The sequence below is a fragment of the Lysobacter sp. ISL-50 genome, assembly GCF_018612875.1.
Taxonomy (GTDB): domain Bacteria; phylum Pseudomonadota; class Gammaproteobacteria; order Xanthomonadales; family Xanthomonadaceae; genus Lysobacter.
Map to the genome: position 1 here is coordinate 1 of NZ_JAGGRI010000065.1, position 14,614 is coordinate 14,614.

Genomic DNA, 14,614 nt, shown 5'->3' on the forward strand with positions numbered 1-14,614 from the left:
GGCGTTTTTCTTTGCGCCAAAGAAACAGAGAAAATCCCACCGGCCCATTCGGCCGTAGTTACCGCGGCAGTCACTTCCGACGCACACTTAATCGGCAAAAGCAGCGGCCAGCCCGGTGATCGACGCCTCGACCGCGAACCGTGCCGAATCCGGTCATGTACAAAAAGAAACCAGCCGGTTCAACGCCGCTGCGGCATGACGCCGCCAAGTCCGGGTACACTCGCCCCGCTGTTGCCATGGGCGCCAGCATGCCGGCCGCATCGTCCCGACGGGACGGGCCGCGCCACCGGTCGTCGCCGCGCATTGACGGCATCGATCGTTAAGTCGGAGAGGAGAGTCGTCAGATGAAGTTCACCACCACAGGCAAGGTCCGCCGCTAAGTCGGCGCTTGCGGTCTCGGGGACATCCCGGGCCGTCCTTGGCAGACCGTTCACCGCTCCCGGGCGCTTTGGCCCTGGATCGCACGCGCGCGTCCGCCGCCTCACTCCCGATCCGTTGATCTCGCGCCGATATGGCGCTTGTTCGCTCGCGTGCGTTGCTCGTCCCGCACGGCCGTCGCCACGGCCAAGGACGATGCGCGCGCCCGGGAGTCGCTTCCAAGTTCAAAAGGCACTACGCCATGAAAATTTTCAATTGGTTCGAATCGTTGATCGATCCGTTCCGGCCCGCGCCGGAGGCGATGCCTCCGCGTTCGGTCGCACGGTTCTATTGGCATTTCATAAGACAGGCCTGGCCGATCTTCGTGATGCTGACCGTGGTCGGTTTCTTCGTCGCGATCGTCGAAGTGGTGATGTTCGACTACCTCGGCAAGGTCGTGGACCTGGTCAACACCACGCCGGCCGCGCAGTTGTTCGCGCAGCACGGCGACGAGTTGCTGTGGATGGCGGCGGTGATGCTGATCGCGCGTCCGCTTTGCCTGGGCCTGCACGATCTGCTGCTCAACCAGACCGTGCACCCCAGCATGACCAATCTGGTGCGCTGGCAAACCCACCGCTACATGCTCCGGCAGAGTCTGAGCTTCTTCCAGAACGACTTCGCCGGCCGCGTGGCCAACCGGATCATGCAGACCGGCCCGTCGCTGCGCGAATCCACCACGCAGACCTTCGACGCGCTGTGGTACGTGATCGTGTATTCGGCCTCGGCGATTTATCTGTTCGCCCAGGCCGATGTGTGGCTGGTGGTGCCGCTGGCGGTGTGGATCGTGATCTACATCGGCTTGCTGTTCTACTTCGTGCCGCGGGTGAAGTTGCGCTCGTGGCGCGCGTCGGACGCGCGTTCCAAGTTGATGGGCCGCATCGTCGATGGCTACACCAACATCGCCACGCTCAAGCTGTTCGCGCATTCGCGGCGGGAAGAGGAGTACGTGGCCGAGGCTATGGTCGAGCAGACCCAGCGTTCGCGCGACATGACCCGCATGACCACGTTGATGGGCATCAGCATCACCACGCTCAACGGTCTGTTGATCGTCGGCACCTGCGGCCTGGCCTTGTGGCTGTGGCATCAGGGCTCGATCAGCGTCGGCGCGATCGCGCTGGCGACCGGTCTGGTGATCCGCATCCACAACATGTCCGGTTGGATCATGTGGACGGTGAACGGGATCTTCGAGGACATCGGCACGGTCCAGGACGGCATCGAAACGATTTCGCGGCCGTTGACCGTGGTCGATCGCGACCAGGCCCAGCCCTTGCGGGTCGAAGAGGGCGGCGTGCGTTTCGAGAACGTGCACTTCCACTACGGGCAGGACAGCGGACTCATCGCCGATCTGGATCTGGCGGTGAAACCGGGCGAAAAGATCGGTCTGGTCGGGCCGTCGGGCGCGGGCAAATCGACCCTGATGAACATCCTGCTGCGTCTTTACGACCTGGAAGGCGGGCGCATCCTGATCGACGGCCAGGACATCGCCGGCGTGACCCAGGAAAGCCTGCGCTCGCAGATCGGCGTGGTCACGCAGGACACCTCGCTGTTGCATCGTTCGATCCGCGACAACCTGCTGTACGGCCGTCCGGACGCGAGCGACGAGGAGATGTTCGAAGCCGCACGCAAGGCGCGGGCGGACGAATTCATCCCGCGTCTGATCGACGGCGAAGGCCGCGTGGGCTATGAAGCCCTGGTCGGCGAGCGCGGCGTGAAGTTGTCCGGCGGGCAGCGTCAGCGTGTGGCGATCGCGCGCGTGCTGTTGAAGAACGCGCCGATCCTGATCCTGGACGAAGCGACCTCGGCACTGGACTCCGAAGCCGAGGCGGCGATCCAGGAAAGCCTGGAAACATTGATGGAAGGCAAGACAGTGATCGCGATCGCGCACCGGCTATCGACGATCGCGCGCATGGACCGGTTGGTGGTCATGGACAAGGGCCACATCATCGAAACCGGAACGCACGAAGAGCTGATCGCACGCGAAGGTTTGTATGCGCGATTGTGGAAGCGGCAGACCGGGGGCTTCGTGGCGGTGGATGCGTAACCTGGGATGCCCTCACCCCAACCCCTCTCCCGCTTTGCGGGGAGGGGCTTTACGCCTCGATTTCGGGGCGTTGTTCAGAATAGCGAGCCGGTGGTGCCGGCGCCGCCTTCGTCGTCGGACGTACGGCGTTTACGTACCCAACCGCCGACGCCGGAAGGCTGATGGGCAGGCGTCGCGGGTGCCGGCTTGGACGGGCCGACGCTGCGTTCGCGCGCTTGGCGATGCGCGTTTTCCGCCATCGCCTTGAACTGGCGTTCGCGCTGCAGCCACAGCTCGTCCATGCTCGGATCGGCGACCAGCGTCGCCGCGCCCAGATCGGCTTCGCTGGCTTCGTCGGGAATGTGCTGGAACGGAATGCGCATCGGCGCGGCGCCGTGCACCAGCGCGTCCTGCATCGCGCCGAAGTACAGACGGTTGTTGCCGTAGCGTTGATTGACCTGATCGAGCACGCGGGTAAGCGCCTGATTGCGCTGGCGCTCGGGAAACAACGAGGCCGTGTCGGCGGCGCAAGGCTGCAGATCGATCAGCGATACCGCCACCGACAGCGGCGGATACCGTTTCACCTTCCAGCGGCCGCTGCCGGCGGCGCGCATCAGCGGTTCGATCGCTTCGGCCATCAGCTGCAGCAAGGTCGGCGTGTCGTCGAGCGGGGCGAAGGACAGATCGCGGCTGAAGCGCTGCTCCTTGCCGACGAACCGGATGTGGATGGCCAGTCCGCGCGCCTTGCACTGCTCCATGCGCAAACGCATCGCCGCCTTGGCGAGCAGCTTGAACAACACCGAGCGCATGCCGGCGGCGCTGCGCAGTTGCGGATCGAGCACGTGCGAATGGCCGACCGAGGCGACCGCCTTGCGCTGACGCGACGGCGGCTCGATGCCGCGCAATTGCGCCCAGAAGCGTTCGCCTTCGATGCCGCCCCAGATCGCGCGTAGGTGTTCGCGCGGCGCGGCGGTGAGTTGTTCGACGGTCTCGATGCCGGCGTCGATCAGGCGTTGCAGCATCGACGGGCCGACCCCGCACAAATCCTGCAAGCCCAGGCCATGCAGCGCGGTGGGCAGATCGGCGAGTTCGACCACGGTCAGGCCATCGACCTTCTCGATGTCCGACGCGGTCTTGGCGAGGAAGGTGTTCGGCGCGATGCCGATCGAGCAACGGATCGCCGGGCTCAGGCCGCGATCGATCAGTGTCTGCTTGATCTTGTGCGCGATCGCCACGGCGTTGTCGCGCTGGCGTTCCCGGCCGATCAGGCGGCAGGCGACTTCGTCGATCGACAGCGGCTTGCCGTCGATCGGGATGCAGTCCTGGATCGCGGCGATGAGCCGATGGTGCAGTTCGACATAACGCGCCGGCCGCGCCTGCACGATGGCGATGTCGGGGCAACGCTCCAGCGCTTCGTGCACCGGCGTACCGGTCTTGACGCCGTGCAGCTTGGCTTCGCGGCTGGCGGCGATGCAACAGGTGGTCGCCGCCATCACCGGCACCACGCCGACCGGACGCCCTCGCAACGCCTCGTGGTCGAACTGCTCGACCGAGGCGAAGTACGAGTTGAAGTCGACGAACAGGCAGCGCAGGGTCACGACGGCGGGGCCAAGCAAGGGAGTTCAGTATCGCGCCGTCGCGGGCACGATGCAGCCGCGGGCACGGGCGAAGGCGACAGCATCGCCGCCGTCGTTTGCAGTGCTTGAGACCGTCTTTTCGATCAATGAGTTACGGCCCGGTCGGGCATCGCCGGCCGGGCCGCGGTTTCAGTAGGACGAGGCGCGATCGACCGCTGATACATCTGCGCCAGCGCAAGATCGCAGGGGAAGTTCCGCCCGGGTTGAGGCCGCGGCATCCGTCGCCGCGGCTTGAAGCCTGGATGTGCGAGATCCGTGTTGCGCGTCGCGGCGAAGCTTACAGAACCAGCGGCGGCTCGCCGCCGACGATGACGATGTCGGCGCGGCGGCGCGCGAACAGGCCGACGCTGACCACGCCGGGGATCTGGTTGATCGCCGATTCCATCGCCACCGGATCGGTGATCGCCAGGTTGTGGATGTCGAGGATGACGTTACCGTTGTCGGTGACCACGCCGGCGCCGTTGGCGTCCTGGCGCCACACCGGCTGGCCGCGGGTCATGGCGAGGATTTCGCGCGCGACCAGACTGCGCGCCATCGGCACCACTTCCACCGGCAGCGGGAACTTGCCGAGCACGTCCACGCGCTTGGCCGGATCGACGATGCACACGAACTTGGCGCTGGCCTCGGCGATGATCTTCTCGCGGGTGAGCGCGGCGCCGCCGCCCTTGATCAGGTGCTTGCGCGGGTCGCATTCGTCGGCGCCGTCCACGTACAACGACAGCGGGCCGGTCGAGTTGAGGTCCAGCACTTCGATGCCCAGCGCCTTCAGCCGCGCGGTGCTTTGCTCGGAGCTGGACACCGCGCCCTTGATGCGTTCCTTGACCCGGCCCAGCGCCTCGATGAAGAACGCAACGGTGGAACCGGTGCCTACGCCGACGATCATGCCGTCTTCGATGTAGTCGATGGCTTTTTCGCCGGCCAGGCGTTTGGCTTCAGTCATTTTTTTTGTCGGGAATCGGGAATTGGGAATGGGGAATCGGTAAAGCGGAAAGCGGGAATCGGGAATCGGGAATCGGGAATCGGGAATCGGGAATCGGGAATTTGCGCGGGAATCGGATGGTAACGGGGCGCTTTTAACGATTCCCGATTCCCCATTCCCGATTCCCGGCTCCCATCACTCCATCGACAACAACAACTTCCACTGCGCCGCCGACACCGGCAGCACCGACAGGCGGTTGCCGCGGCGGGTCAGGGCGAAGTCTTCGCCGAGTTCGTCGGCGCGGGCCTTGATCTCGTCCAGCGAAACGGTGCGCTTGAACTTGCGCTCGAAGGCCACGTCCACCAATAGCCAGCGCGGGTCTTCGCGGGTGCTCTTGGGGTCGTGGTAATCGGATTTCGGATCGAACTGGGTCGGGTCCGGATAGGCTTCGGCGGCGATGGTGGCCAGTCCGACGATGCCGGGCACGGCGGTGTTGGAGTGATAGAACAGCACGCCGTCGCCGGCTTTCATGCCGTCGCGCATGTAGTTGCGCGCCTGGTAGTTGCGCACGCCGTTCCACGGCTCAGTGCGCACGCGCTCCAGGTCGTCGATGGAGAAGGCGTCGGGTTCGGATTTCATCAGCCAATAGCGGCGGCGTGCAGTCATACGGGGCGGCTCAGTTCGGATGCGGCGGGGGCGGCATCGGGGGAAGGTCAAACGTACAGCGCGGAGCGGCAATCCAGGATGCCGGCTTCGGTGCATACCGCGTCCAGGGCGACGTCCCAGTCGGCGGCCTGGAGTTGTTCGACGCGCTGCGCCTCGTAGCCGGCGCCGGCCAGCCAGGGCGGCGCCGGGCTGCGCTGGCGGAAGGCGAGGCTGCGATCGTACCAGCCGCCGCCCATGCCCAGCCGGTGGCCGCGGGCGTCGAAGCCAACCAACGGCAAGACAATCAGGCTCAACTGCTCCGGCCGAAGTAAAGAGGTTTCAGCCAAGGAAGGCTCAGGAATCCCGAACCGGTTAGCCACCAGCGGATCGCCCGGCCGCCACGGCGCGAAGCGCAGCTGCTGGTCCTCGTGCAGCACCGGCAGGCAGTAGATGCAGTCCTTGGGCAGGCGCAATTGCCAGGCGTGCAGGGCGATCTCCCCGTCCATCGCCCAGTAACCGGCGACGTAGCCTGATTGCGGCGCGAACGGCAGCGTGAGCAAGTTCGCGGCCAGCGCCTCGGCGCCGCTGATGCGCGCCGCGGCGGGGAGATTGCGGCGTTGTGCGCGCAGTGCGCGGCGCAGCGTCGAACGGTCGTCCGTCATGCGATCGGGGGATCCTGGCGGGGCGCGTAAAGCGCGAGCATACGGAAACGGGCGCGGAATCACCTGTGGTGATCTCGCGCCCGTTCCGGGATGAGTAGTCCTCCGCCAATGGCGATGCTTGCGAAACGACCTTGAACCCAGGGTTCAAGTGGGAACGCTTGGACGCCTTCGGGCTTCCCGCTGCGAGGCGGACTTGCACTCCAGGCTTCCGGCGCGCCCCCGGTGTCGTCATTAAGGGACAAGGCGAATGTTTGCGCACGCCGTCGCGCACAGCAGAGGACGTGCGCGCAGTATAGCGCGCGAGCGCGCTCAGGCGAATCCGCTCGTCGGCGATGCTGCGTTGCGGTTCACGCACTTGATCGTGCGATCGCGGATGAACGGGGACTTGCGTGACGTGGGTCGCGCGGCGTCGCAATGGGGCGGACGAAGCGCGGACAGGGCGCGGTATTCGCCGCCGCGCCGCGTCAGCGGATCGCGGCGTCGAACAGGCTGTCGAGCTTGCGATGCAGTTCGTCGAGCGTGCGCGAGATTTCGCGATCGCGGTTGTCGCCGGCGCCGCGCAGTTGCTGCAGTTCGTGGGCGAAATTCAGCGCGGCCAGCACGGCTACGCGGTCGAGCGCGGCCATGCGGTTGCTGCCGCGGATTTCGCGCATCTTGCTGTCGAGCATGCGCGCGGCGGCGAGCAGGTCGTCGCGTTCGTTGGGCTCGCAGCCCACGGTGTATTCGCGGTCGAGCAGGCGGATGCTGACGGCTTCGCTCGTCGTACTCATGCAGGCAGGCCCATGGGCGAGTTCGGGGGTACTGGCTTCACGTGTGCTGTTCCAGCGACTTCAACCGCGCGATCATCGCTTCAACGCGAGTGCGCGCTTGTTCGTTCTTGGCCAGCAGGGCGGAGCGTTCGCCGACCAGTTGTTCCTGTTGCTGGCGCAGGCTGCGGTTCTCTTCGCTGAGCTTGCGCACGCGCTCGCCGAGTTCATCGACGCGGCTGAGCACGGATTGCAGTTCGGCGATGAGTTCGGCGCGGTCCATCCCGGCACGATGGCAGGCCGGGGCGGGGGCGGTCAAGGCGGACGGCCGGGGCGGCCGGCTCCGGGTCGCCGCTGCGGCCCGGATGCGTTCAGACAGCCCGGCGACCGGTCTGATCCGCACGCGATCGTATCCACGCAGGCCCCCGGGACCGTTGCCGCCAGCGGCCCCGGCCGGCGAGCATTCCCGATTCCCGATTCCCGATTCCCGGCCCTACGGCCCTACAGCGCTGCGCGCACGCTCTCCGGCGGCCGCCACTGCTGGATGAACGCCAGGCAGTCGTCGGCTTCCAGCGGCTTGGCCAGCCAGTAACCCTGGATTTCGTCGCAGTGGTGGGCGCGCAGGAACTCCATCTGCTCTTCCAGTTCCACACCCTCTGCGACGACGTTCAGGCCCAGCGAATGCGCCATGGTGATCACGGTGCTGGTGATCGCCGCGTCGTCCGGGTCGCGGGTCAGGTCGCCGATGAATTCCTTGTCGATCTTCAAGGTATTGATCGGCAGGCGCTTGAGGTAGGCCAGCGAGGAATACCCGGTGCCGAAGTCGTCCACCGCCAGAGCCACGCCGAGTTCGCGCAGCGCCTGCATGGTGTTGGAGGTGTGCGCGGCGTTGGACATGACCACGCTTTCGGTCAGTTCCAGCTCCAGCCGCCACGGCGGGATCGCGCTTTCGCTCAGGGCGCGCGCGACCATCTTCGGCAGATCGCCGCGCAGCAACTGGATCGCCGAGACGTTGACCGAAATCGATAGCTGATCCAGGCCCTGCAGGCGCCACAGGCGCAGACGGTTGCAGGCCTCGCGCATCGCCCATTCGCCGATTTCCAGGATCAGCCCGCTTTCTTCCGCCAGCGGAATGAACTGGGTCGGCGGGATGTTGCCGTATTCGGCGCTCTGCCAGCGCAGCAGCGCTTCCACGCCGGTGATGCGCGCTTCGGGCAGCGACAGGCGCGGCTGGAACACCAGCCGCAGCTCGCCGCGATCGAGCACCTTGCGCAGCGCGGCGGAGATGGTCGCGCGCTGGCGGATCTCGATGTCCATCGCCTCGGTGTAGCGCATGAACGTGCGCCGGCCGGCGGCCTTGGCCTGATACATCGCGGTATCGGCGTGCTTGAGCAGATCGGTCGGCACCTGGGCGTGATCGGGATAGACGCTGATGCCGATCGACGGCGAGATGGCGACGTCGTGGCGCTGGTCGAAATCCAGCGGCGCTTCGAAGGCCTTGATCAGGCGGCGGGCGACGTCCTCGGCTTGCTCGGGCGTCTCCAGGTTTTCCAGGACCACGGTGAATTCGTCGCCGCCCAGGCGCGCGACGGTGTGCTCGGCGCCGACGGTTTCCTGCAGGCGCACGGCCGCGGCGCGCAGGATGCGGTCGCCGGCGGCGTGGCCGAGCGAATCGTTGATGTCCTTGAAACGGTCCAGATCCAGGAACAGCAGCGCGATGCGGTGGCCGTGGCGGCGCGCGCGCACGATCGCCCGCGACAGCCGCTCCGACAGCAGCGTGCGGTTGGGCAGGCTGGTCAGGGTGTCGTAGTTGGCCAGATAGCGCAGTTCCTGTTCGGCGCGCTTCTGGTCGGTGATGTCGGTGAGCACGGCGACGTAGTGGCCGCGCTGGCCGCTGCTGTCGAGAACGATGGACGCCTGCAGCCAGCACAGGAATTCGTTGCCGTCCTTGCGCTGCTGCCAGATCTCGCCGGACCAGCGGCCGCTGCGCTGCAACTCGTCGCGCATGTCCGAATAGAACTCCGGATCGTGCTGGCGGCTGTCGAGCAAGCCGGTGGTCTGGCCGATGACTTCGTTCTCGGGGTAACCGGTCATGCGCGAGAACGCGGGATTGATCGAGACGAAGACGAAATCGCGATCGAACACGGCCACCGCTTCGGCCATCGAACGCAGCACTTCGCTGGAGATGCGCCGCTCGCGCTCGGCGCTGCGCACCGCGGTGACGTCGCGGCCGGTGCCGGCCACGCGCACCGGATGGCCTTCGCCGTCGCGTTCGACCACCCGGCCGCGTGCGCGCACCCAGCCCCAGTCGCCGCGCGGCGTGCGCATGCGGTGCTCGGACAGGAACAGCGCGGCGTCGCCCTTGAGATGTTTGCGCAGCAGCTCGGTGACCCGCGGCAGGTCGTCGGGATGGATCTCGTGATCGTCGGCGATGTCGGCCTGCACGCCGATTTCCGGCGATTGCGCGTTGTGGTCGTCCACGCGCATGCGGTGCAGCTCGCGCCGTTGCAGGTCGTAGTCCCAGAACTGTTCGCCCGAGGCCCACAGCGCCAGCTTCAGGCGTTCTTCGCGTTCGCGGATCTGGGTGAAGTAACCGCGTTCGCGCTGGCGCGCGCGATGCCAGCGCCAGCCGAAGCTCAGCAGCAGCGCCAACGCCGCCAGGGCCGCGGCGGTGATCGCCAGCGGATGCCGCCACAGCGGCGGATCGACGCTGACGGTGATGCGCAGTTCCTGGGTGTTCCACACGCCGTCGCGATTGGTGGACTGGGCGCGGAACAGATAATGCCCCGGCGGCAGGCGGGTGTAGGTGATGTCCTGGCGCGGGCCGTTGTCGATCCAGTCGCGGTCGAAGCCGTCCATGCGGTAGCGATAGCGGATGCCGGTGTTGGGGCCGAAATCCAGCGCGCCGATGCGCAGGCGCAGGATGCCGGCGCCGTCGGGCACTTCCAGCCGCGAGGACTGCCACAGCGCGCTGGAGCCGGCGCTGGTGTCCGAGCCGATCCAGGCGCCTAGCAGGCGCACCGGCGGGGTGTAGCGCGAATCGATGATGCGGTCGGGATCGAACAGGTTCAGCCCGCGCACGCCGCCGAAGGCGAGCCGGCCGTCGGCCAGCGTCGCCACCGCGCCGGCGTTGAATTCCAGATCCTGCAGTCCGTCGGCCAGGCCGTAGCGGCGCACCAGCGAGGCGCCGGTGTCGAAGCGCAGGATGCCGGCGTCGGTGCCCAGCCACAGCCGTCCGGCCGGACGCTCGGCGATGGAGAACACCACCGGCACCGGATGATCGCCGATCACTTCGGCCAGCGGATGCTCGAAGCGGATGCGGCCGTCGCCGAATTCCACCACCCGGCTCAGGCCGGCCTGGGTGCCGACCCAGATCGCGCCGTCGGCGGACTGGTGCACCGCGCGCACGAAGTTGCCCGGCAGGCTGTCGGCTTCGTCGGTGACGTGGCGGTAGTGGCGCAGGTAACCGGTGTTGGGATCGAGCAGGTCCAGGCCGTCGCCGGTGCCGAACCAGACCCGGCCCTTGCGGTCTTCCAGGATCGCGTTGACGCGCGGATGGCTCAGGCCCTTGGGATCGCCCTCGCGGTAGGCGTAGCGCACCAGCACGCCGGATTCGGGCAGATAGTGCAGGGCGCCGACGTCGTCGCCGCCCAGCCACAGGCTGCCGTCGCGGGCGAAGGTCAGCGAGCGCAGCGCGGCGTCGCGGTAACCGCGCAGATCGATGCTCTCGATGCGCTGGGTGCCCGGTTCCAGGCGCAGCAGGCCGGCGCCGGTGGCCAGCCACAGCCGCCCCGGCGAGGGCTTGAGCAGCGGCTTGGCGTCGCCGGCTTGCGGCGCGGGCGCGTTGTCGATCTGCGGTTCGCGCGCGATGGCGGTGATCCGGTGCACGTCGGTGCCGGCCGGGAGCATCGCGCTCATGTCCTGGAAGTGATCGCCGGACAAGTCGTAGCGGCGCAGGTGGGCGTTGTCGGTGCCGATCCAGATCGCGCCGCTGTCGTCCTGGGCCAGACTGCGCACGCTGGCGTCGGAAGCGGCGCCGGCGCCGGCGCTCACGTCGGCGCTGCGGTTGTCGTCCAGGTCCAGCACGTAGCTGAAGCGGGTGCCGCGCGGATCGGCGACCGCGACACCGCGGTACTGGCCGCCGGCCCACAGCAGGCCGCCGTGATCGACCATCAGCGCATCGATAGTGTCCTCGGGCAGGGTCGCATCGACCCCGGCCTGCGCGTGCACGCGCTGGCTGTGGCCGCTGTCGGGATCGTGCCGGTACAGGCCGTTGCCGTAACCGGCGATCCAGATCCGCCGGTCCGGAGTTTCAACGATCGCGCGCGCATCGCGCAGCGCCGACAGGGCTTCGTCCTCGACCTTGATCAACACGCCGGTACGGCCGTCGAGCCGGTACAGGCCCTCGGCGGCGCCGGCCCAGAGCCGGCCGCGGTGGTCGATCATCACGCTGCGCAGCGCGATCGGCGCGCCGATGCGGTCGATCCGGCCGTTGCCGGCGATGCGGTGCAGGCCGGCGGCGCTGGCGAACCAGGCGCTGCCGTCGCGGCCTTGCGCCAGCCCTTGCCAGGGCGATTGCCGGCTCGGTTCGCCGGGCACCGCCAGGATCAGCTCACGCGCGCCGGTCTGCGGGTCCAGCCGCTCCAGCCCGGCCAAGGTGCCGATCAGCAGTTGATCGCGCCACGGCATCAGCGACACCACCTGACGCCCGGCCTGCGAATCGGGCGGGCCGTAGCGGTGGATGCTGCCGCTGGCCAGATCCAGCCGCGCCAGGTATTCCGAATGAGTGCCGATCCACAGCGCGCGTTGGCCGTCCAGGGCCAACGCGGTGACGTAGCTGTCGGGCAGGCTGGCCGGATCGCGCGGATCGTGGCGGTACGGCACGTAGCGCTGGCCGTCGTAGCGATGCAGGCCGCCCTGGGTGCCGACCCAGACGAAGCCGTGCGCGTCCTGAGTGAAAGCGGTGACCGAATTCTGGCTGAGCCCGAGCTCGCTGCCCAGGCGCGAGAAGTAGAAGTCGCGCGTCGCCGCCGCCGCACGCTGCGGCCACGCCGCGGCCCAGCACAGCGAGGCGAGCAGTCCGGCAGTCAGCAGACGGGCGAAGGACGAGTGACGCACGGACACCGTGGCGTGAGGCGCAAGAGCCGCAGTGTAGGCAGGCGGTCGTGGCGGCAACAAGCACTGCGACGCATCTTTTTCGGCTATGCGGGAGGATTCGAACGCGGCGACGGTGCGGGATCGGGCGATTTGTGCCGGCGTACTTCGTAGTGCGCATGCCTGTGTAGAACGCGTGAGGGCCGCGGTGCTGCGCGCCTGGCTTGCGTGAGCGCGCGGCCGGCTCGGTCATGGCGACCAAGGCCCGAAGGATCGAACGCCGCGCCGTTCGCGCCGCCCGCGGGCCATGGCGCCGCGCCGCGCGTCAGTGGCCGCGCGTGCCCGCGTCCGCTTTCGACGCCATGCGCGCCGGGCATTGCTAAACTGCCCCATCCCCTCCGATTGCATGCCTGTGGCCGAGACCCAACTGCCCCTGTTTTCCGAAGTCGAAGCCGAGAGCCGCGAGCTCTCGCTCAGCACCTCCGCCGCCGAACTGCACGGCGCACTATGCGGCTGGCTCGCCGGCGGCGGCGCCTCGGTGCGCGAATGGCCGGCGCGCGTGCTCGCCGACGCCTCGGTGGCCACGCCGCCCGCCAACGGCGCGCTCGACCGCCTGCGCCTGGTCAGCGCCGCGCAGATGGTCGACCCCGAATATGGCTTCGTCCTGCTGCTGCCCGACCACGACGCCTCGATGACCGAGCGCAGCGGCGCCTTGTTCGACTGGTGCCGCGGCTTCCTCGGCGGCTTCGGCCTGGCCGCGGGCGCGGCCCCGACCTTGTCCGAGGAAAGTCGCGAGGCGCTGACCGATCTGGCCAAGTTCGCCGCCACCGCGCCGCAGGACGAGGGCGACGAGGAAGACGAAGAAGCGCTGACCGAACTGGAAGAGTTCGTCCGCATCGTGGCCCTGGGCCTGCACGGCGATGTCGCCCTGGCCGCGCAGCACCGGCAACGGCTGAACTGACATGCACACGGCACTGACCATGCCGGGCAAGGCCTACGCGCGCCGCCGCAGGCAGTTGATGGAGATGGCCGGCCCCGACGCGATCGTGGTCGTGCCCTCGGCGCACGAGCTGATCCGCAGCCGCGACACCCATTACCCGTTCCGCCAGGATTCGGACCTGAGCTACCTCACCGGCTTCCCGGAACCCGAAGCGGTGCTGGTGCTGGTGCCCGGCCGCGCCCATGGCGAGACCCTGCTGTTCTGTCGCGAGCGCGACGCCGATCGCGAAGCCTGGGACGGCCCGCGCTACGGCCCGGAAGGCGCGGTCGAGGCCTTCGGCCTGGACGATGCCTATCCGATCACCGACCTGGACGACATCCTGCCGGGCCTGCTCGAAGGCCGCACCCGCGTCTACTACCACTTCGGCCGCGACGCCGAGTTCGACCTCAAGCTGATCGGCTGGCTCAACCGCGTGCGCGCGATGGTGCGCCAGGGCGCGCAGCCGCCGCACGAGTTCCTGGAGCTGGGCCATCTGCTCGACGAGCTGCGCCTGTTCAAGGACCGCGACGAACTGCGTTTCCTGCAGCGCGCCGCCGACATCAGCGTGCTCGCGCACGAAACCGCGATGCGCGCCGCGCGCCCGGGCGTGCGCGAGTACGAGCTGCAGGCGCAGATCGAATGCGTGTTCCGCAGCTTCGACGCCGACCCGGCCTACGGCAGCATCGTCGGCACCGGCGCGAACGCCTGCGTGCTGCACTACCGCGCCAACGCCGCGACCTCGCGCGACGGCGACCTGGTCCTGATCGACGCCGGTGCCGAATACCGCGGTTACGCCGCCGACATCACCCGCACCTTTCCGGTCAACGGCCGCTTCAGCGCGCCGCAGCGCGCGCTGCACGATCTGGTCGGCGCCGCGCAATCCGCCGCGCTGGCGCAGGCGCGACCGGGCGTGGCCTACGAGGCCGGGCATCAGGCGGCGGTGGAAACCCTGACCGAGGGCCTGCTGCGTCTTGGGTTGCTGAAGGGCAAGTTGGAACGCAACCTCGCCGACGGCAGCTACAAGCGTTTTTATCGCCACAAGACCGGGCATTGGCTGGGCCTGGACGTGCACGACGTCGGCGATTACCGCCTCGACGGCGATTCGCGGCTGCTGGAGCCGGGGATGGTGTTCACCATCGAACCGGGGTTGTATATCGCGGCCGACGACACCAGCGTCGATGCGAAGTGGCGGGGAATCGGGATCCGCACCGAGGACGATGTGGCGATCACGAAGGACGGCCATGACGTGCTGACGGCCAAGCTGGCGCGTAGCGCGGATGAGATTGAGGCTTTGATGGGGCAGCGGCGGGCGGCTTGATTGCTTGGTGGGAGGTCCGAGTTGAGATCTCCGACGCTCTTCGAATGCAGCCCCCCCCGCGAATGCAATTCCCCCCTGCGAACGCAGTTCCCCCCTTTGAAAAAGGGGGGGTGGGGGGATTCGCTTTTGCCGTTGTTGTTGCTCCTCGCAAAAGCGAAAAGCAAAAGCAAAGGGGCT

The 14,614-nt window shown here is 67.8% G+C and carries 10 protein-coding genes and 1 other RNA gene; 3 read left to right on the top strand and 8 right to left on the bottom strand.

Annotated elements, in window-relative coordinates:
* Window positions 1-625 precede the first annotated feature (625 nt).
* Window positions 626-2,458 (top strand): ABC transporter ATP-binding protein, encoded by a 1,833-nt coding sequence (locus tag J7J50_RS24110; protein ID WP_215060956.1) that lies wholly within the window; start codon window positions 626-628, stop codon window positions 2,456-2,458.
* Between the two features lie 74 nt (window positions 2,459-2,532).
* On the opposite strand, the gene J7J50_RS24115 is transcribed toward J7J50_RS24110, so the two are convergent.
* The 8 genes from J7J50_RS24115 to J7J50_RS24150 all read right to left on the bottom strand — a co-directional run bounded on the left by J7J50_RS24115 (window position 2,533) and on the right by J7J50_RS24150 (window position 12,164).
* Window positions 2,533-4,053 (bottom strand): hypothetical protein, encoded by a 1,521-nt coding sequence (locus J7J50_RS24115; protein ID WP_215060939.1) that lies wholly within the window; start codon window positions 4,051-4,053, stop codon window positions 2,533-2,535.
* A gap of 298 nt (window positions 4,054-4,351) precedes the next feature.
* The gene (gene rpiA / locus J7J50_RS24120) at window positions 4,352-5,014 is read right to left on the bottom strand and encodes a ribose-5-phosphate isomerase RpiA (protein ID WP_215060941.1); all 663 of its coding nucleotides are present in this window, start codon (window positions 5,012-5,014) and stop codon (window positions 4,352-4,354) included.
* Window positions 5,015-5,188: 174 nt separating this feature from the next.
* Complete coding sequence (locus J7J50_RS24125) at window positions 5,189-5,659, bottom strand: EVE domain-containing protein (protein WP_215060943.1); 471 nt, start codon at window positions 5,657-5,659, stop codon at window positions 5,189-5,191.
* Between the two features lie 47 nt (window positions 5,660-5,706).
* Complete coding sequence (locus tag J7J50_RS24130) at window positions 5,707-6,300, bottom strand: 5-formyltetrahydrofolate cyclo-ligase (RefSeq protein ID WP_215060945.1); 594 nt, start codon at window positions 6,298-6,300, stop codon at window positions 5,707-5,709.
* A gap of 95 nt (window positions 6,301-6,395) precedes the next feature.
* Window positions 6,396-6,582, bottom strand: a non-coding RNA gene (ssrS, locus tag J7J50_RS24135) — 6S RNA.
* 182 nt (window positions 6,583-6,764) lie between these two features.
* Window positions 6,765-7,070 (bottom strand): cell division protein ZapA, encoded by a 306-nt coding sequence (locus J7J50_RS24140; RefSeq protein ID WP_215060947.1) that lies wholly within the window; start codon window positions 7,068-7,070, stop codon window positions 6,765-6,767.
* Between the two features lie 37 nt (window positions 7,071-7,107).
* The gene (locus tag J7J50_RS24145) at window positions 7,108-7,329 is read right to left on the bottom strand and encodes a TIGR02449 family protein (protein WP_057941729.1); all 222 of its coding nucleotides are present in this window, start codon (window positions 7,327-7,329) and stop codon (window positions 7,108-7,110) included.
* A gap of 218 nt (window positions 7,330-7,547) precedes the next feature.
* Window positions 7,548-12,164 (bottom strand): EAL domain-containing protein, encoded by a 4,617-nt coding sequence (locus J7J50_RS24150; RefSeq protein WP_215060949.1) that lies wholly within the window; start codon window positions 12,162-12,164, stop codon window positions 7,548-7,550.
* A gap of 388 nt (window positions 12,165-12,552) precedes the next feature.
* Here J7J50_RS24150 and J7J50_RS24155 point away from each other — a divergent pair, with 388 nt between their 5' ends.
* Window positions 12,553-13,101 carry a UPF0149 family protein gene (locus tag J7J50_RS24155; RefSeq protein ID WP_343222567.1) on the top strand — a complete coding sequence of 183 codons (549 nt, stop codon included), beginning with the start codon at window positions 12,553-12,555 and terminating at the stop codon, window positions 13,099-13,101.
* 1 nt (window position 13,102) lies between these two features.
* Complete coding sequence (locus tag J7J50_RS24160; RefSeq protein WP_215060954.1) at window positions 13,103-14,437, top strand: aminopeptidase P N-terminal domain-containing protein; 1,335 nt, start codon at window positions 13,103-13,105, stop codon at window positions 14,435-14,437.
* Window positions 14,438-14,614: the final 177 nt, after the last annotated feature.

Coding starts and splice junctions, on each gene's coding strand:
- rpiA (WP_215060941.1), bottom strand. CDS start 5,014: ATGACTGAAGCCAAACGCCTGGCCGGCGAAAAAGCCATCGACTACATC.
- J7J50_RS24125 (WP_215060943.1), bottom strand. CDS start 5,659: ATGACTGCACGCCGCCGCTATTGGCTGATGAAATCCGAACCCGACGCC.
- J7J50_RS24130 (WP_215060945.1), bottom strand. CDS start 6,300: ATGACGGACGACCGTTCGACGCTGCGCCGCGCACTGCGCGCACAACGC.
- J7J50_RS24140 (WP_215060947.1), bottom strand. CDS start 7,070: ATGAGTACGACGAGCGAAGCCGTCAGCATCCGCCTGCTCGACCGCGAA.
- J7J50_RS24145 (WP_057941729.1), bottom strand. CDS start 7,329: ATGGACCGCGCCGAACTCATCGCCGAACTGCAATCCGTGCTCAGCCGC.
- J7J50_RS24160 (WP_215060954.1), top strand. CDS start 13,103: ATGCACACGGCACTGACCATGCCGGGCAAGGCCTACGCGCGCCGCCGC.